General features: G+C 36.0%; 15 protein-coding genes. 10 read left to right on the top strand and 5 right to left on the bottom strand.

Annotated features, from left to right (window positions below):
* The first annotated feature begins 72 nt into the window (after window positions 1-72).
* The 6 genes from purB (at window position 73) to ACQWU4_RS03845 (ending at window position 8,202) form a co-directional block, all read left to right on the top strand.
* Window positions 73-1,500 carry an adenylosuccinate lyase gene (gene purB / locus ACQWU4_RS03870; protein WP_429934444.1) on the top strand — a complete coding sequence of 476 codons (1,428 nt, stop codon included), beginning with the start codon at window positions 73-75 and terminating at the stop codon, window positions 1,498-1,500.
* Window positions 1,501-1,551: 51 nt separating this feature from the next.
* A complete protein-coding gene (locus tag ACQWU4_RS03865) occupies window positions 1,552-2,976 on the top strand; it encodes a serine hydrolase (protein ID WP_429934443.1) in 1,425 nt (474 codons plus the stop codon).
* A gap of 75 nt (window positions 2,977-3,051) precedes the next feature.
* Window positions 3,052-6,747: a phosphoribosylformylglycinamidine synthase gene (locus ACQWU4_RS03860; RefSeq protein WP_429934442.1), complete on the top strand. Its 3,696-nt coding sequence runs from the start codon at window positions 3,052-3,054 to the stop codon at window positions 6,745-6,747.
* Window positions 6,725-7,141, top strand: a complete 417-nt coding sequence (locus tag ACQWU4_RS03855; protein WP_429934441.1) for a ribonuclease inhibitor — start codon at window positions 6,725-6,727, stop codon at window positions 7,139-7,141. The genes ACQWU4_RS03860 and ACQWU4_RS03855 overlap by 23 nt, the downstream gene beginning before the upstream one ends.
* 102 nt (window positions 7,142-7,243) lie before the next feature.
* Complete coding sequence (locus tag ACQWU4_RS03850) at window positions 7,244-7,870, top strand: SGNH/GDSL hydrolase family protein (protein WP_429934440.1); 627 nt, start codon at window positions 7,244-7,246, stop codon at window positions 7,868-7,870.
* Window positions 7,870-8,202, top strand: coding sequence for a gamma-glutamylcyclotransferase family protein (locus ACQWU4_RS03845; protein ID WP_429934439.1), 333 nt, complete (start codon window positions 7,870-7,872; stop codon window positions 8,200-8,202). Before ACQWU4_RS03850 ends, ACQWU4_RS03845 begins: the two co-directional genes overlap by 1 nt.
* A gap of 6 nt (window positions 8,203-8,208) precedes the next feature.
* Here the strand turns inward: ACQWU4_RS03845 and ACQWU4_RS03840 are convergent, their stop codons facing one another.
* A complete protein-coding gene (locus ACQWU4_RS03840) occupies window positions 8,209-10,560 on the bottom strand; it encodes a TonB-dependent receptor domain-containing protein (RefSeq protein WP_429934438.1) in 2,352 nt (783 codons plus the stop codon).
* A 205-nt stretch (window positions 10,561-10,765) separates the two neighbouring features.
* Between ACQWU4_RS03840 and ACQWU4_RS03835 the strand changes: the two genes are divergently transcribed.
* On the top strand, window positions 10,766-10,948 hold the full coding sequence (locus ACQWU4_RS03835) for a bacteriocin-like protein (protein ID WP_429934437.1): 183 nt from the start codon (window positions 10,766-10,768) through the stop codon (window positions 10,946-10,948).
* Window positions 10,949-10,981: 33 nt separating this feature from the next.
* Here ACQWU4_RS03835 and ACQWU4_RS03830 read toward each other — a convergent pair whose 3' ends face one another.
* A complete protein-coding gene (locus ACQWU4_RS03830; RefSeq protein ID WP_429934436.1) occupies window positions 10,982-11,338 on the bottom strand; it encodes a diacylglycerol kinase family protein in 357 nt (118 codons plus the stop codon).
* Between the two features lie 256 nt (window positions 11,339-11,594).
* Between ACQWU4_RS03830 and dnaN the strand changes: the two genes are divergently transcribed.
* The 3 genes from dnaN (at window position 11,595) to ACQWU4_RS03815 (ending at window position 16,156) form a co-directional block, all read left to right on the top strand.
* Complete coding sequence (dnaN, locus tag ACQWU4_RS03825) at window positions 11,595-12,725, top strand: DNA polymerase III subunit beta (protein WP_429934435.1); 1,131 nt, start codon at window positions 11,595-11,597, stop codon at window positions 12,723-12,725.
* A 300-nt stretch (window positions 12,726-13,025) separates the two neighbouring features.
* Window positions 13,026-15,428: a phenylalanine--tRNA ligase subunit beta gene (gene pheT / locus ACQWU4_RS03820; protein WP_429934434.1), complete on the top strand. Its 2,403-nt coding sequence runs from the start codon at window positions 13,026-13,028 to the stop codon at window positions 15,426-15,428.
* A gap of 317 nt (window positions 15,429-15,745) precedes the next feature.
* Entirely contained in the window at window positions 15,746-16,156 is a 411-nt protein-coding gene (locus ACQWU4_RS03815) for an META domain-containing protein (protein WP_429934433.1), read from the top strand.
* A 49-nt stretch (window positions 16,157-16,205) separates the two neighbouring features.
* Here the strand turns inward: ACQWU4_RS03815 and ACQWU4_RS03810 are convergent, their stop codons facing one another.
* From ACQWU4_RS03810 to ACQWU4_RS03800, 3 genes are read right to left on the bottom strand one after another with little or no spacing between them, the layout of a single operon-like run.
* The gene (locus ACQWU4_RS03810; RefSeq protein WP_007845674.1) at window positions 16,206-16,445 is read right to left on the bottom strand and encodes a hypothetical protein; all 240 of its coding nucleotides are present in this window, start codon (window positions 16,443-16,445) and stop codon (window positions 16,206-16,208) included.
* Between the two features lie 37 nt (window positions 16,446-16,482).
* Window positions 16,483-17,799, bottom strand: a complete 1,317-nt coding sequence (locus tag ACQWU4_RS03805; RefSeq protein WP_429934432.1) for a hypothetical protein — start codon at window positions 17,797-17,799, stop codon at window positions 16,483-16,485.
* Window positions 17,800-17,803: 4 nt separating this feature from the next.
* Window positions 17,804-18,694 (bottom strand): 3-hydroxybutyryl-CoA dehydrogenase, encoded by an 891-nt coding sequence (locus ACQWU4_RS03800; protein WP_429935074.1) that lies wholly within the window; start codon window positions 18,692-18,694, stop codon window positions 17,804-17,806.
* Window positions 18,695-18,775 lie beyond the last annotated feature (81 nt).

Here is an 18,775-nt window from a genome sequence, read left to right as displayed (position 1 = left end):
AAAGAAACATTCACAATTTTTATCTCTCATCGAAAATCCTTATTTTTGTACATCTAAAAAGTAAAAGAAAGAATGAATTCCTACAAAAATCCATTGGAAGAGCGCTATTCCAGTGAAGAAATGTTGTTTAATTTCTCACATAACAACAAATTTCGTACCTGGAGAAAGCTTTGGATAGCTCTGGCTGAAATTGAAAAAGATCTTGGTCTTGATATTACAGACGGGCAAATTGCTGAACTGAAAGCCAATGCTGAAAATATCGATTATGATAAAGCGGCAGAATATGAAAAAAAATTCCGTCATGATGTAATGGCTCACGTTCACACCTATGGTGATGTGGCGCCTTCAGCAAAAGGAATTATCCATTTAGGGGCTACTTCGGCTTTTGTAGGAGATAATACAGACCTTATTCAGATTCGTGACGGGCTTTTGATCTTAAAGAAAAAGCTGGTTAACGTAATGAAAAACTTAGCTGATTTCTCTATTCAATATAAAGATCTTCCTACTTTAGGATTTACTCATTTCCAGCCGGCTCAGCTTACAACCGTTGGTAAAAGAGCTACACTTTGGCTGCAGAGTCTGGTTCTTGATATTGAAGAGCTTGATTTCTTCCTGGAAACACTTCGTTTCAGAGGAGTAAAAGGAACAACCGGAACAGCTGCAAGTTTCCTTGAACTGTTCAATGGTGATTATTCTAAGGTAAAGCATCTTGATAAGGAACTTTCAAAAAGATTCGGTTTTGAGAAAGTTTTCGGAGTTTCAGGTCAGACTTATGACAGAAAAATTGATGCTAAGGTAGTCGCTTTACTAGGAAATATTGCTCAATCTGCACATAAATTTACAAACGATTTACGTCTTCTTCAAAATCTTAAAGAAATTGAAGAGCCATTCGAGAAAAACCAGATCGGTTCATCTGCAATGGCTTACAAACGTAATCCAATGAGAAGCGAAAGAATCGGGGCACTGGCAAAATATGTAATGTCTTTGACTACAAGTTCTGCTATGGTAGCTTCTACGCAATGGTTTGAAAGAACACTGGACGATTCTGCAAACAAGAGACTTACAATCCCTCAGGCTTTCCTGGCTGTTGATGCAATTCTGTTGATCTGGAACAATATCATGAATGGAATTGTTGTTTATCCGAACAGAATCAACAAGCATATTATGGAGGAACTTCCTTTCATGGCGACAGAGTACATCATCATGGAAGAGGTAAAAGCCGGCGGTGACCGTCAGGAAATTCACGAAGTGATAAGAGTTCATTCTATGGAAGCTTCCAAGAAAGTAAAAGAAGAAGGAAAAGAAAATGACCTTATTGAAAGAATCTTGAACGATGATTCTTTAAAACTAGATAAATCAAAATTAAAAGAAGTTTTAGATCCTAAAAACTTTATCGGTTTTGCGCCGATCCAGACGGAGGAATTCATCGGCAATGAGGTTCAGCCTATCCTGGATAAAAATAAAGACCTGATAGGTTTGGAGGCTGATCTTAAAGTATAAAGCATATGCAGTCCTTTTGGGCTGCATATTTTTTTTGAAATTAAATAATTCATGAGAAACCTGTCCATTTTTTTATTGATCATTATGTCTGCGAAAAGCTTTTCACAAAGCCAGAAAGACGTGTATGTAATCATGGATGCCAACGCGCAAAAACTTGCCCAGAAATCAGGAGCATACTCCGTTTCCATCGGAATTGTGAAAGATGGGAAGACCTATACAAAGCATTACGGAGAAATAGATAAAGGAAAAGGAAATAAAGCTGATGATAATACCTATTTTGAAATAGCTTCAGTTACAAAACTTTTTACCGGGCAATTGCTTGCAAAAGCCGTTCTGGAAGGAAAAATAAGTCTTGAAGACGATATCCGTAAATTTTTAAAAGAAGATTATCCAAATCTGCAGTATCAGGGAATTCCCGTTAAAATTAAAAACCTCATCTCCTATACAACAGCATTGCCAAGAAGTTTACCGGATGAAGATAAATTATTTGAAAATCCGACGGATGAAACTCCTTTTTTAATCAGAAACCTTGAAGCTGATTATTCCAGGGAACAGTTTTTTAAAGATCTTAAAAATGTAAAACTGGATACAATTCCCGGTGTAAAATATAAATACAGTAATTTAAGTTTGGAGCTTACAGGTCTTATCTTAGAAAATGTATACGGAAAAGATGTAGAAACTCTTTTTAATGAGAACATTTTTTCCGGGTTGGAAATGAACCATACCAAATTCACCTTGGGTAAAAATGAATATTTGGCAGATGGTTATTATGGAAACGGCAGGCTGATGCCACATTTTAGCTCAAATTTATGGGGTTCTACAGGGGCAAGAACAAAATCTACTCTGGGTGATTTGATGAAATTCCTGAAAGATGAACTCTACTCAAAAAATAAAGTAGTAAAGGAATCCCAGAAAAATATAGAAAACAGTAAAGAAAACTGGCACGGATACTTCTGGGACGACTATTATGTAAGTGAATACGGAAAAGTAGGATTTAAGCATGGTGGCGCTTTTGGAACACAAACATGGTTTACAATTTATCCCGAATATAACATCGGTATATGTATGATCATCAATGTAAGTGTACCGGGAGGCGGCTATACGCTTCAGAATACGGCTTCAGAAATCATGGAGGATTTCACTTCTTCATCAGATAAAAAGCAGGTTTACGGATATACTCTTAAAGGAGATAAAGTTGTTTTTGAATACACCCATTCAAATAATCTGGATGCAGGACTGCTCAATAATGTTTCTGTTGCAGGTTTATTCAACGACTGGAATCCTGCTAGCAAGGAATCCCAGATGAAGAAAAAAGATAAGAATCATTTTGAATTAGCAATTCCGGTATCTAAATTTGAAAAAGGCAAGACCTATTCCTTTAAATTTGTACTCAATAATATAAGCTGGGTGGTACCCCCTAAAAAAGCTTCCAATACAGACGGAACAGATGACAATAATCTTACCTTAAAGCTGTAAAATAAAGAGAATCATCCATTGATTCTGAAAAAAGTAAAAGAAAGTAATAAATCTAATATTAAAATCTGACATCTAATGTCTAATAACAAAAGAATTTTCGTAGAAAAAAGAGGAATTTTCGATGTTGAAAGTCCAAAAATTTTTGATGAAGTAAAAGCAGTCGTTCCGGCAGTCAAAAATGTGAAAGTGTATAATGTATATGATATTTTCGGACTGAATGACGGAGAATTTGAGAAAGTAGTCAATAGTACTTTTGTAGATCCTGTGACCGATATTTTACATACAGAAAATCCTGCAGAAGAGATCCATTTTGCGATGGAATTCCTGCCTGGTCAGTACGATCAGCGTGCAGATTCTGCACAGCAGTGTATTGCTTTATTAACAGAGAATGAAAAGTCCAAAGTAAGAAGCGGAAAACTTATCCAGTTTGAAGGAGTTTCCGGAGCAGATCTTGTAAAAATCAAAGACCTTCTGATCAATAAAGTGGAATCCCAGGAAAAAGATCTTTCTATCTTGGATATTCCGGCGGATGAAATACCGTCAAAAGTTTTGATCCACGAAAATTTTATCAATTTCAATGATGCAGAGCTTGAAAGTTTTTATAACAGTCATGGTTTTGCATTAGGTCTGGACGATTTAAAATTCATCCAGGAATATTTTAAGACCGAACAAAGAAATCCGACTGAAACGGAGCTTAAAGTTTTAGACACTTATTGGAGTGATCATTGCCGTCACACAACGTTTGAAACTGAATTGTCAAACATTGAGTTTGAAGGAGCTTTTAAACATACATTGGAAACTATTTTCAATGACTATATCGAAAAAAGAAAATTCTTAGGCCGTGAGCTGAAACCGATTTCCCTGATGGATCTGGCAACAGTTTGCGGAAGATACTTCCATAAAACAGGTAATCTGGAGAATCTTGTTGTTTCAGACGAGATCAATGCATGTACCATCCAGATTGAAGCAGAATATGACGGTAAAAAAGAACCTTGGTATTTGCTGTTTAAAAATGAAACCCACAATCACCCAACTGAAATTGAGCCTTTCGGAGGCGCTTCAACTTGTTTGGGAGGGGCTATCAGAGACCCGTTGTCCGGAAGATCATTTGTATTCCAGGCGATGAGACTTACCGGAGCTGCAGATGTTTTAGAATCTGTGGACAAAACTTTACCGGGCAAATTACCTCAGAAAACTATTACTAAGCAAGCTGCAAACGGTTATTCCTCTTACGGTAACCAGATTGGTCTCGCAACTACTATGGTCTCTGAAATCTATGACGAAGGCTACAAAGCAAAGAGAATGGAAGTTGGTTTCGTTACAGGAGCAGTTCCTATTGACTGGGTAAGACGTGAAAAACCGGCAGATGGTGATTCCATCATTATTTTAGGTGGTGCAACAGGTCGTGACGGAGTTGGGGGAGCAAGCGGAAGTTCAAAAGAGCAGGACGAAACATCAATCCACACAATGAGTTCTGAAGTTCAGAAAGGAAATGCTGTTGAAGAACGTAAGATCCAGAGGCTTTTCAGAAACCCTGAAGTAACAAGACTGATTAAAAAATCAAACGATTTCGGAGCTGGAGGAGTTTCTGTAGCGATTGGAGAGATTGCAGATTCTTTAGAAGTAAATCTTGATGTTTTGCCTTTAAAATATGAAGGATTAAACGGAACAGAGCTTGCGATCTCAGAATCTCAGGAAAGAATGGCCGTTGTTGTTGATCCTAAAGATAAAGAAAAGTTCATCAAATTCTGCGAAGATGAAAATATTGTAGCTGTAGAAGTAGCAAAAGTTACCGATTCAGGAAGAATGCAGATGTTCTGGAAAGGAGATAAGATTGTAGACCTTTCAAGAGCGTTTTTAGATACAAATGGTTGTTCTAAAAGCCAGGAAGTGAAAATTACTCATCTTGAAGAAGTAAAAGAAAAAACAGAATCTTTTACAAAAGAAAACTTCACTAAAATATTAAGTGACAAAAATGTAGCATCCCAAAAAGGATTGCTGGAAATGTTCGATTCTTCCGTAGGAGGAACCACTGTTGCTATGCCTCTTGGAGGAAAATATCAGCAGACCCTGATGGAAGGAAGCGTTCAGACCCTGCCAATTTTAGGAGCGAAAGATATTGAAACCGTTTCTTTTGCGAGCTGGGGATTTGATACAGGCATTTCAAAGCAGAATTCATTATTAGGAGCTTCTTATGCCGTGGTGGAAAGTGTTGTTAAGATTGCTGCGATGGGGGGCGATTACAAAAACATCAGATTAAGTTTCCAGGAGTATTTCGAAAAATTAGGTCAGAATCCTGAGAAATGGGGGAAACCTTTAGCCTCTCTTTTAGGTGCTTATGATGCGCAGATCAATCTTGGTCTTGCAGCGATCGGAGGAAAAGACTCTATGAGTGGTACTTACCAGGATCTGAATGTACCGCCGACATTAATTTCATTTGCCTGTGCAAACGGAGAGAAGAAAAATGTGATCTCTCCGGAATTTAAACAGGCAGGAAACAAACTGTACTTCTTCAATCATATTCCTCAGGAGAGCGGACTTCCAAACTATCAAAGCTTAAAAGAAATTTTTGAATTCATCTTTGAAAACATCAAATCCGGAAAAATTGTTTCTGTGAAAACAATTAAAGAAGGCGGTGCAGCAGTAGCTTTAGCAAAAATGAGCTTTGGAAACAGATTGGGTGCAGAGATCAATATTGATGAAAATGTTTTATTGACTAAAAATATCGGAAGCTTAATTATCGAATCGAAAGAAGAGCTGAATAATGCTTCCCTTCAGCAAATCGGTGAAGTAAAAGACACGGGTATTTTAAAAATAAACAATCTCGAATCTTCAATCTCAGAGCTTGAATCCGCCTACACAGGAACATTTGAGAATCTTTTCCCAACTAAAGAAAAAGAGAAACTAACGGTTGAAATTGATGAAAAATCAAATTCCGTCAACCCAAGAAATATTATCATTAAAAAGCATGGAATTGCCCAGCCAAAAGTATTTGCTCCTGTATTCCCGGGAACAAACTGCGAATATGATACGTTGAATGCATTCCAGAAAGAAGGTGCTGTGATCAGCAGCCTTCCACTGAAAAACATCAGCCATCAGCTGTTGGATGAAAGCATTGATGCATGGGTAGAAGAGATCAGAACCTCTCAGATCCTTGCATTCTCAGGTGGTTTCTCTGCAGGTGATGAGCCGGACGGTTCTGCCAAATTCATTGTGAATGTTCTGAAAAACGAAAAGATGAAGAATGCCGTTCACGAATTATTGGACAGAGATGGTATGATCATCGGGATCTGTAACGGTTTCCAGGCTTTGGTTAAATCCGGTCTGCTACCTTACGGAAGAATCAAAGATCTGGATGAAAACTCTCCTACATTGGCTCATAATGCTATCAGAAGACATATTTCCCAGATGGTTAATGTGAAAGTGGTCAACGATGAAAGCCCTTGGTTAAAAGGAATGAAAGGTCAGGTATTCACCATTCCTATTTCTCATGGTGAAGGACGTTTTATGGCTTCTGAAGAAGAAATCAAAAAACTTTATGAAAACGGGCAGGTCGCTACTCAGTATATCGATCTTGACGGAAATATAGCTCACGGAATGCCGTTCAATCCTAATAATTCATTATTCGGAATTGAAGGAATTACCAGCCCGTGCGGAAAGATTTACGGAAGGATGGGACACCCTGAACGTTTTGCGGAAGGTCTCATGAAAAATATACCGACTGCGAATTATCACAATATATTCAAAAATGGAGTTGAGTACTTCAAATAAAAATAACAGAAAAGTGACCGTCATTAATGGCGGTCACTTTTCAAATTTAGAAGGGTTCTACGATGAGGTATCCTCGGTGTTGATGAAAGATACAGATTGGAAAGCAGGCACACTGGACGGCTTTGATGATATTCTGTACGGAGGCTTCGGAGTATTTGAAGACGGAGAAGAAATAGAGATGATCTGGAAAGAGTCACAAAAATCGAAAAAAGACTTAGGTTTCGGGCCAACCCGTGATTTTTATGAGAGCAGGATCAGACAGGGGGAGCCTTTCAATATAAAGCTGATACAGCAAAAACTGGATGAATTGATTTCAGGAAAAGGTCAGACATTATTCGAAATTTTAGTTGAAATTATAGAGTCACACAAAAATATTACCCTAATTTTGGATTGATTTACAGAGATAATAGATTTGCTATATAAGCTTCATGTAACTGAAATTTCCTGCATTCAGTTACTTAAATTTAGGGTCTGATTTCTTAAACATATAATATAAATGAAGAAAATGATTTACGGACTGTTTTTCGGAGACAGCATTACGTATGGAGAATATGACGGAGTATTCGGAGGATGGGTGGATATCCTTAAAAGATATGCCCTGCAGAAGTTTCATGAAGGAAGCAACGAGCTGATTCTTTTTAATCTGGGAATAGGTGGCGAGACCACGGAAGGACTTCTGAAAAGAATGCCTTATGAACTGGCAGCCCGAAATTCGGCGGAAGGAAATATAGTTTTTATCGGGTACGGAGCCAATGATCTGGCAACAAAGGATGGAATATCTATGGTAGATCCTCTGCAGTTCAGAAATAATATTAATGAAGCCATTCATCATGCAAAGCAATATGCCGATGATATTTACCTGGTAAGCATTCTTCCTGTTTCCCAAAAGGTAGATGGGATAGTAAGCGCAACCGGGAAATTAAGAACAAATGAAGATGTTTTGGTTTATAACCAGATCGTTAAGGATATTGCCTCTGAAAAATCACTGCATTATGTTGATTTTTATTCTGCTGTTTTGGAAGACAAAGAGATTTTAATTTCTGCGGACGGAGTACATCCCAATGAAAAAGGGTATGGAGTCATGGCTGAAACAGCAATACCAATTGTTGAAAAATATTTATAATGGTTTACTTGTTCTCCTACGGAACTTTGCAGAAAGAACAGGTTCAGCTTGAAACATTCGGACGGATTCTGGAAGGTGAAAAAGATATTCTGACCGGCTATAAACTGAATATGGTTGAAATTACCGACCCTGAAGTTCTTCGGAAAAGCAACCAGAAATATCACCCTATTTTGGAATTTTCAGGGAACAGCAATGATACATTGGAAGGTTTACTTTTTAAAGTAACTGATGACGAGATTCTTCGCGCGGATGAATATGAGGTTGATAATTATAAAAGAATTGAAACGGTTTTCAAATCTGGAAAAACCGGGTTTATTTATGTTGCAAAATAGAGATATTTATGAACCTGCACGGTTCTGTTCCTCAAATTTTGTCTGCTTTACAGCGCCTTTTACATTGCTGTTGCCAAATTTATAATTGAGAGTGAGATATGCGCTTCTCGTAACCCATTTGGAATTATAGTCAGATTGATAATCCTGATAATAATTGACCCCTTTTGAACGGTTGGTATTAAAAATATCATTAAAATACAGGCTGATCAACAGGTTTTTATTCATCAGACTGAGCTTCATGCCGGCATAGGCAGCGGAACTCGTATAAGAATAATTATTTCCTCTTTTATTGGGCAGGTCTCCCCGGATACCGGCCAATAAAATTACTGATTTGTCCTTATTAATGAAAAAGCTGTTGTCTACATTAAAATTTGCTCCATAACCTGCCGGAACTGTTACTGCATCTTCCAGATATGTGCTGGATTTTGAGTAAAATCCGGCAGCAAAGAGATTAGATTCCAGCCATTTAAACTTATTAAAATTGTAGTTTATACTTATCCCGGCCTGATCTTCGTTGTAAAAATTGGTTACTGTATTGTACTTCAGATTACCTTCAATTTTCTGTATTCTGTCCCAAGAATCAATATTACGGTTATAATATAAAGTCGTGGTAAAATTATTCTTCATTACATAACTTAGTTCTAGATTATGGGCGAAGGAAGGTTTTAAATATGGATTTCCGGAAGAGTATTCATAGGCTGAAATATAAATTCTGAACGGATTAAGATTGGCAAAATATGGACGGCTTATTCTTTTTGAGTAGTTGAGTGAAAGGGTGTGGTCGTCAGAAACTTTAAAAGCTACATAAGCTGTTGGAAAAACTTTGCCATATTCACTTTTTGTAACCAGATTTTCATTGGGTGATGTTCCCTGTACGGTAGTATATTCATAACGTAAGCCTAATTTGGCTTTCCACTTTTCATTTTTGCTGATTTTAAAATCTGTAGAAATATAGGCTGCGTAGTTTCTTTCCTCGTAGAAAAAATCATTGCTTTTGGCAGTATTAAATATATTTTCTTCATTAATTACATCATAGTATTTCATAGAAGCATCATTGTTGATATTGGTGAATTTTATACCTGCTTCCGTTTTTATCTTTTTGAAATTTTTTTCAAGATCAGCCTGTCCGCTATAGATTTTGTATTGACTTACAGGAGTGTTTAATGCCGAAATACTTGTGGTAGAAGAAGTTGTAAGAAGATGATTGTTGTTATAGGAAATGTTGGACATGAAATTTGCAGAAATACTTACTTTGCTGTTAAGCGTATCTAATTTAACATCATAAAAAAATGTAGCAGTATGAGTCTTGATCTGATAGTTAAAACCTGATTCTGAAATGAAACCTTCCATTCCCTGATTATTTTTAATATCAGATTTGTTGATCCAGTTCATTGCTCCGTTTGAAAATGTACCGTTATAATTGATGCCGATTAAATTTTTGTTATTAACCCTATACTCAGCTTTTATACTATAAGGTTTATAATAGTTAGTATGAAAGGAATGATTGTCTGTGTTCCAGAAGTTTCCGTCAGCAATTTTATTTTGAGTATAAGATCTTTGTTCCCAGATGTTTTTAGATAGAGAACCATTCGCGGTGAGAGATAACTTGTTATCCTGATAATTAAAGATAATACCGTTCCTGAGACTTATATTCTTCGAGTAAGTTCCTGAAGTCTGAAAAGATGTATTCCATCCCAGAGAGGTATTTCTCTTCAAAATAATATTGATCAGTCCGCTTCTTCCCTCGGCGGTATACTTGGATGGAGGGGTGGTAATTACTTCGATTTTTGCAATATCATCAGAACGTATTGCTTTAAGGTAATCTATAAGTTCCTGACCGGATAAGTTGAGAAGCCTGTCATCAATCATCACTGCAACAGAACTTTTTCCTGCAATTGATAGGGCATCATCAGAAACCCTTATCATGGGAGTTTTTCCCAATGCTTCTATAGCATCGGATCCCTGAGAAGCTACAGAATTTTCAACATTGAATACCAGCCGGTCAATTTTTCTCTCCACAAGCTTTTTTCTACCGGAGATGGTAATTCCTTCAACCTGGGTTTCTTTTTCATACACTGAAAAATTTCTCTTTATCTCTCCGTTAATACTGACGGTTTCCCTGAATATATTGGAATTATCTTTGAAAATTTCTAAAACATAATCTCCGTTTTCAGGGAGTTTAATTTTATAGAAACCGGTTTCATCAGTAATGGCAGCATTTTTTTTCTTATCTCGGGTAATAATAACTTCAGCGAAAGGAACAGGTTTTGACCTCGTATCTGATACTTTTCCTTCAATGCTTTGGGCAGATACTATAATTCCGAGAACAGAAAAAAAAAGGATACAGCTTTTTTTCATAATTGAATTTCTGCTGCAAATGTTCTCAGGTTTTTATTAGGAAAAAAAAGATTGATTAAATATTTTATAAAAAATGGCGAAACTTTTTATAAAAAGTTTAAGATTAACATTTGATTAAATAACTGATAAGTAAATCAATTTTTCTTATTTTGGTGAAATATTTGATTTTATTTACTAGCTTTATTGTTTACAAATAAAAAATACTATGAAAAATTTAAAAAAACTTAAAAGACAAGAGCTGAAAAATGTAAAAGGAGGATTGGGTCCATCGTTAATTATTTATCCTACAGATGAAAACGGATACTGCAGCAATCCGCCATATATTTCTTACTGTGCAAAATTTGATGGCTGTATGACCTCGGAAGGATGGGATAAGTACTGCTCTTAAAACATAGAAGCATTCCAAAAAGGAATGCTTTTTTTATTGAAATACATATTTCCAGTAAACAATAACCCCAACAACAACAGATCCGGCTGCCATCAACAGAACAGCCCCTGCAGAAATATCCTTAATAAAACCAATTCTTTTATCAAAATCAGGCTGGATCATATCACAGATCTTTTCTATTGCCGTATTGAAAATTTCAGCACCTAAAACCGTAAATGATGCTATAAGAATTAACGCGGTATCAGCGGCTGAAAGTTTAAAATAAAAGATCAAAACCAGATTAATAAGAAAAGCGGCAAATTCGATCTGAAAGTTCCTTTCCGTTTTTATCATCATGAAAATACCCCGGAAAGCATTGAAAAAACTTTTGTGAATGGGTGGTTTTTGCATGATGTATTTTTAACAAAGATAGGATTTGTATTTTGACGGAGTGAGATATTTTTTAAGATATGTTTTCATAACTATATTCACCAGTCAATGAAAAATAAGCATACAGACTTTGATTCGAAAAGTAATAATCAGGGAAATATGAACATTAAAATCAAGGCTGAAAACAGGTTAGTGATATTTGTTCAAAACTCCTTAAGATTATTTTTTTCATTATAGTTTCTATTTATTATATTTGTAGAAACTTATTTTTAAATCTATGAAATTTATTATTTCAAGTGGTGAACTGCAGAAAGCATTGCAAACTGTAAGTGGCGTAATATCAAGCTCTCAGTCGAGACCGATTTTAGAAAACTATCTTTTTGAATTAGACGGGAATAACGTTACCATTACAGCATCTGATGGCGAGACTACTCTTGTTACTTCCCTGGAGGTAAAGTCTGACGATTCGGGGAAATTTGCCGTTCCTGCTAAAATTTTTCAGGATTTTATCAAGACTTATGGTGAACAGCCTTTGACATTTGTTGTAAAAGATAATGCAGAAGGAACCGGAAGCCAGCTTGAGATTTTAGATGAAAAAGACAATTTTGCTGTAGCCTTGGATAATGCTGATGATTATCCTGAGCTCCCGGAATTTGATGCATCTCAAAGCGTAACAATGCCTGCAGGTGTTTTATCTGAAGCATTGACAAATACTCTTTTTGCTACAAGTAATGATTCTCTTCGTCCGGTTATGACAGGAGTATTGTTCCAGTTTGGAGAAAACGAAACCAATTTCGTTTCTACAGATTCTCACAGACTAGTTGTTTATAAAAGAAGCGATTTGATGCATGCAGAGCCAATGGAATTCATCATGCCTAAAAAACCTCTGAACATTTTCAAAAATATACTGGCAAGCTCTAATGAAGACGTTACCATCGACTTCAATGAGAATATGGCTAAATTTACTTTTGGAAAACATATCTGGATCTGCCGACTGATAGATGGTAAATACCCTAATTACACAGCAGTAATTCCAAAGGAAAATCCAAATGTACTGACAATCAACAGAAATCTTCTTTTAGGAGCGATCAAAAGAGCCTCTATCATGTCCAATAAATCTACCAATCAGGTAAGATTTAAGCTGTCTGCCAATATTCTTCACCTTCACGCAGAAGATACAGAATATGCAAACAAAGCGGATATGCAGATTCCTTGTGATTATAACGGAGAAGATATCAATATCGGTTTCAGCTCGAAGTTTTTGACAGAAATGCTCACGATCCTAGGTTCTGATGATATTACCATGAAAATGTCCCAACCTAACAGACCGGGAATCATTGAGCCTCTTGACGGTCTTGAGGAAAGCGAAAATATTCTAATGTTATCAATGCCGGTAATCGGATTGTAATATTTTAAATAAATAAAACTAAAAGAGGCTGAACAATTCAGTCTCTTTTTTGTTTTAAATGAACTTTGAGGTTTTTAAAGATTTATTTAATAAATAGTTAAAAACTCTAAAGATAATATCACGAATTTGTCTGTTTCATAGAAAAATTTACTCAGTAAGCAGAAAGAAATTAACAAAAACTATTTGTTTTAAAATTGGTCCTAAATTTCTCTATTTCTCAAAAAAACACGACATTTGTACAGGAAAAACCGTGCAGGGAAAATTGTACGGAAATTCAATAAATTTTTCAAAATATAGCAAATGAAAATATCAAACAACTGGCTGAAGGACTTTATCAAAACGGAACTGAAAACGGAAAGAATAGGAGAATTCCTTACAGATATAGGTCTTGAAGTAGAGGGGATAGAAAAATTTGAAAGTGTAAAAGGCAGTCTGGAAGGTATTGTTGTAGGAAAAGTATTAACCTGTGAGAAACACCCGAATGCAGACAAACTAAAGAAAACGACAGTTGATGTAGGGAATGGGAAAGTATTAAATATTGTTTGTGGAGCTCCCAATGTGGAAGCAGGGCAAACTGTTCCTGTAGCAGTTGTTGGAACCAAAATTTATGATAAAACCGGAAACTTTTTTGAGATCAAGGAAGCTAAAATCAGAAGTGAGGTTTCTCAGGGAATGATCTGTGCAGAAGATGAGCTTGGCCTTAGCGAAGATCACGGTGGAATTATGGTTCTGGACGAAACAAAATATGAAGTAGGGAAGAATTTTGCTGACTATTTTGAATTGGCTAATGATGAAGTGATCGAGATCGGTTTAACACCAAACAGAACAGATGCCATGTCGCATTACGGGGTTGCAAGAGACCTTCACGCTTTCCTTTCAACCAACCAGCAGAAATCAACATTTGTAAAAGTGACTTCTGAAGTTTTAAATGGGGAAGGTTCACATAATTTTACTTTAGAAGTGGAAAATGCCGAGCTATGTCCAAGATATATCGGAGCTGTTATTGAAGATGTGAAAATAGCGGAATCTCCGTCATGGTTAAAAGACAGACTGAAAGCAATCGGATTAAGCCCGATCAATAATATTGTAGATATTACAAACTATATTCTTCATGGCTACGGACAACCACTTCATGCATTTGATGCAGATAAGATTACCGGCAGTAAAGTGAAAGTGGGAACCGTAAAAGAAGGAACGAAATTCACAACTTTGGATGGTGTAGAAAGAACGTTGAACGGTTCCGAAGTTATGATCAAAGACGGAAAAGACAATCCAATGTGTATTGCAGGGGTTTTCGGTGGTGCCAATTCAGGAGTTTCCGATGAAACAAAAACCATTTTCCTTGAAAGTGCTTACTTTAATCCGGTAGCGGTAAGAAAAGGAGCTAAATTCCATGGTTTGAATACAGATGCTTCTTTCAGATTTGAAAGAGGAGTAGACCCTAATATTACCAGAACAGCAATAACTCATGCCATCAAAATGATCCAGGAGATTGCAGGCGGAAAACTGGTTGGAGATCTTTTGGAAGAATATCCAAAGAAAATTGAGGATAATTATGTAATCATCAGATTCTCAAGAATCGAACAGATTCTGGGAACAAAAATTCATAGAGAAAAAGTAAAGGAAATCCTAAAATCTCTGGAAATCCAGGTTTTAAATGAAATCCAGAACGGTCTTGAAATTTCTGTACCGGCTTACAGAGCTGATGTAACCAGAGAAATTGACGTTATTGAAGAAATTTTGAGAATCTACGGATATAATAAAATTGATGCTCCACAGAAAATTTCTTTTACTCCGGTAAAACTGAGTGCGAATGATCAGGACGAGCTTGAAAATAACTGGGCAAGAACATTGCAGGGGCTTGGTTTCAATGAAGCAATGAACAATTCACTGACTTCTGTAAAAGATGAAACAGATGCTGTAAAATTACTGAATCCATTAAGCGGAGATCTTGCATTCATGAGAAAATCTTTGTTGGAAGGTCTTCTTCAAAATGCCGTTTATAATATCAACAGAAAGAATCAGGATATTAAGTTCTTCGAATTTGGAAAGATTTACCACAAAAAAGATAAGTACGAAGAAAGAAAACAGCTTGCCCTTCTTGTTACAGGAAGAGACGTTGCTGAAAACTGGCTTCAGCCTAAATCTGCAGTGAGCTTCTACAATCTTAAGGCCTATGTAAAAGTTTTATTGGAAAGACTTGGAGTTGATTACAAAGAAACAGCTTTAACTGACGAAAGATTCTCCGACTCATTGGCTTATGAAGCAGGCGGAAAAACGTTGGTGAGAATTGGAAAAGTATCTCCGGTTTTATTGAAGGACTTCGATATTGATCAGGAATGTTTCTATGCAGAAATCGAACTTGAACTGGCTCAGGAATTGCGTTCTAAAAATGTTCTTAAGTTTAAGGATATTCCTAAGTTCAACAAGATCAGAAGAGACCTTGCTTTACTGATTGATAAGAATATCAACTACCAGGACCTGTACCAAACAGCGAAAAAGAATAAATCTCCTTTCATCAAAGGAATCAACTTATTCGATGTATATGAAGGAAAGAACCTTCCGGAAGGAAAGAAATCTTATGCAATGAGCTTTGAGCTTCTTAATGAGGAAAAGACATTGGAAGAGAAAGAAATTTCTGAGGTAATGGATTCTTTAATCAAAGCGTTCCAAAAAGAATACAACGCAGAATTGAGATCTTAATAAAAAATGTTATAATATTGAAGCGGGCTTTAGCCCGCTTTTTTGTTTTGTTCCCACGATTAGGCAGATATAATGCAGATTTTTTTATGTACGGAATTATCTGGCACAAGTATAACATAATCATCTGCGTTATCTGCTCAATCTGCGAGAGATTACATGGAATTTTCAAATTTCATGTAATAATCCGTTTTATAATTCCCATAATATTCTTATTTAAAAAATAATCTTAAAATAGAACCTTAAAAAGTAATAAAATCCTCCGCGAGCCGTTTAAATAATATAATTTCCTTAAATTTGAGTAATTCAAAAAGAAAAAAATGAAAAATCTTTTTTTAAGTATATGTGCGGCTGCCGTTCTGGCATCGTGCGGTACAACATCCAGCGCTTCTGCATCTAAGGTAGGAAAGACACAACCTTCACTGGCCAATACAAAATGGACATTGGCGGATAATGTGAAAGGTAAGGTTCCTACTCTTAATATTGAAGGCGAAAAGATCAATGGAAACGGAGGATGCAACAACTATTTCGGAACAGCTAAAATAGACCCTTCAACAGGTGATTTCTCTGCAGGGCAGATGGGATCTACAAAAATGATGTGCAACAATATGAGTGTTGAGCAGAATTTTATGGATATGGTAGGGAAAGCCAATAAATATGTGGTTTCAGGAACTACCTTAGAACTTTATAAAGACAATCTGCTGCTGTTGAAATTCAACAAAGCGGAATAAAAATAAAAAGGAACTCAATTTGAGTTCCTTTTTTATGTTTAGGTAGTTATTATTCTTCCTCTTCTTCGTCGTACTTTGCCAACTCTTCATCACACCATTTAAATGCAGCTTCCACTACTTTTGTAGCCTCATCTGCCATGGTTTCCTCATCGTCTCCTTCCAAATCATCTAGCCATTCAACTTCTTCTTCCTCTACGTTTAAGATAAATCTTGGATATTCTGTGTGAACTACGAATAAATCTTCAGGAAATTCCGAATTGTCTGCTAATAAAAACTTTGGTAATTTCATTTTTTTAATATTTTAACTTTAATCAAAGATAATAAAATTATTGATATTTGTTCTTGTCGATTTTAATTTTTTGTAAAACTTTATACGTTGTAAGTGTAGTTCTGCGAAGTGTATCTTCAGGCTTGAAGGTTATCGTTATGTTTGAATTTACTGTACTTAAAAGTTCAGCAATCTGTATTTTGTCTAAATTTTCTTCTTTCAAAACAAAAAACTGTATGGGAACCTTATCCAGATTTTCACTTTGCAAAAAGTGTGAAACCTTTTTCCTGTTTTCGAGATAGTTTCCTTTAGAAAGCCAGGTAAAAGCCAGTCCTGATAGTATGCTTAGTACCGTTATAAGATATGTTTTAAAATTGAAAAGTCGGAATAATTTGTTAAAATAGATCAGCCACACCGGAATGATGAAAGGACTTATTATTCTGTAATCAATAGAAATTACTGAATAAAAATACTGAATAAAATAAGAACATACAATGCCGGAAATACTGATTACAATAAAAAAATACTCAGTTTCGGAGAGTTTGTTTTTTACCAAAAGATAGATCATTAGCAAAATATTGAGCCCACCAATACCATAGATAATGTAATTGATGAAACCTCCCCCAGGATTTGCAATATGGATGAAAGGATTGAATGAAGTGGCTAATCCTTGAATAAGTTCTGTCAAAAGCTTAGACGTTGGATGGAGTCCTATCGACAGAGCCTGATTGATATAGTTTTCATTAAAATAATCAATAAATAAAAACTTATATGCCACTACAAACGCCAGGCCTATAATACCGGAAATAATGAATACTGGCGAATATTTTTTTCTGAAAAATAGCAAGCCGTAGAGACCGGTTCCTCCAATAAAAAATAATGCACTGTATCTTATATTATAAAGGGCAATTAACGAAAGAGAAAGATAAAAAACAGCTTTTCCTTTTTCAAGTTTTCCTGTAATGATCTGGGAGGCGGTATACAGAAACAGAAAAACAAAAGGAATAATAAGAGCCTCGCTCATAGTATAGGCGAACAGCGATACAAAACTGAATAAACCTAGTACTGCAATAGCCTCACGTTTGTAGAAATCTTTTTTCCAGCAGAAAAAAATGATAAAAAGATAAGCTGTAATTCCAAGAGCTTTACTTCCCCAAAATTCATCGAATCCGAAAAGGGTAAATAACTTGATGCCTGCAGGATAGCCAACTGGAGTTGTTGTATTATCTATGACAGGCAAAACATGGGCAAACCTCATAAATCTTATAGAATCCGGGTTTATCCTTCCTTTTTCATTGAATATAAAACGTAGAATGGTCATCATAACTGTGATGATGACCATTGCTATTTGGATATTTTTCTCCTTTAATTTCATTCAATTATTTCAAAAACATTTTTGAAACTTTTTCAGCTTTTTTACTTTCAGAATAATCATAAAAACCTTCTCCTGACTTTACGCCCAGTTTTCCTGCCATTACCATGTTTACAAGAAGTGGGTTCGGAGCATATTTAGGGTTTTTGAAACCGTCGTACATTACATTAAGGATAGCAAGACAGATATCAAGACCAATAAAATCTGCAAGCTGAAGCGGACCCATCGGATGAGCCATTCCAAGTTTCATTACTGTGTCTATTTCCTCTACACCGGCCACTCCGTTATAAAGTGTTTCAATAGATTCGTTGATCATTGGCATAAGAATCCTGTTTGCCACAAAACCCGGATAATCATTCACTTCCACAGGAACTTTTCCTAACGTTTTGCTCATTTCATAAATAGCATCGAAAGTTTCTTTAGATGTAGAATATCCTTTGATGATTTCTACCAGTTTCATAATAGGAACCGGGTTCATAAAATGCATTCCGATTACCTTGTCAGCTCTTTTGGTAGCTGCAGCAATCTTCGTGATAGATATAGAAGAAGTATTGGTTGCAAGAATACAGTCAGCAGGCGCAAATTCGTCCATCTGCCCAAAGATCTTAAGTTTCAGATCCTGGTTTTCAGTAGCAGCTTCTACGATAAGGTCTGCGCTTCCTGCAGCATCTTTAAGTTCCGTGAAAGTGCTGATATTTCCTAATGTTTCAGCTTTTTGTTCTTCTGTAAGGTTTCCCTTTGCAATGATTCTGTCAAGATTTGTTGTAATTGTCTTCAGCCCTCTGTCCAGTGCATCCTGAGATACATCTACCAGATTTACTTTGAATCCGCTTTGTGCAAAAGTATGCGCAATACCATTTCCCATGGTTCCAGCTCCAATAACTACAATGTTTTTGATCATTTTTTCTTTTATTTTTTATAGATAGTTAAATTTTCAATATTTGGCCAGTATAGCTTTATTAATAAATGTTGAGCCAAT

Source organism: Chryseobacterium sp. MIQD13, assembly GCF_050496705.1.
Classification (GTDB): Bacteria; Bacteroidota; Bacteroidia; order Flavobacteriales; family Weeksellaceae; genus Chryseobacterium.
The sequence above is the reverse complement of the archived record's forward strand: the minus strand, read 5'-3'. Positions and strand labels throughout refer to the sequence as shown.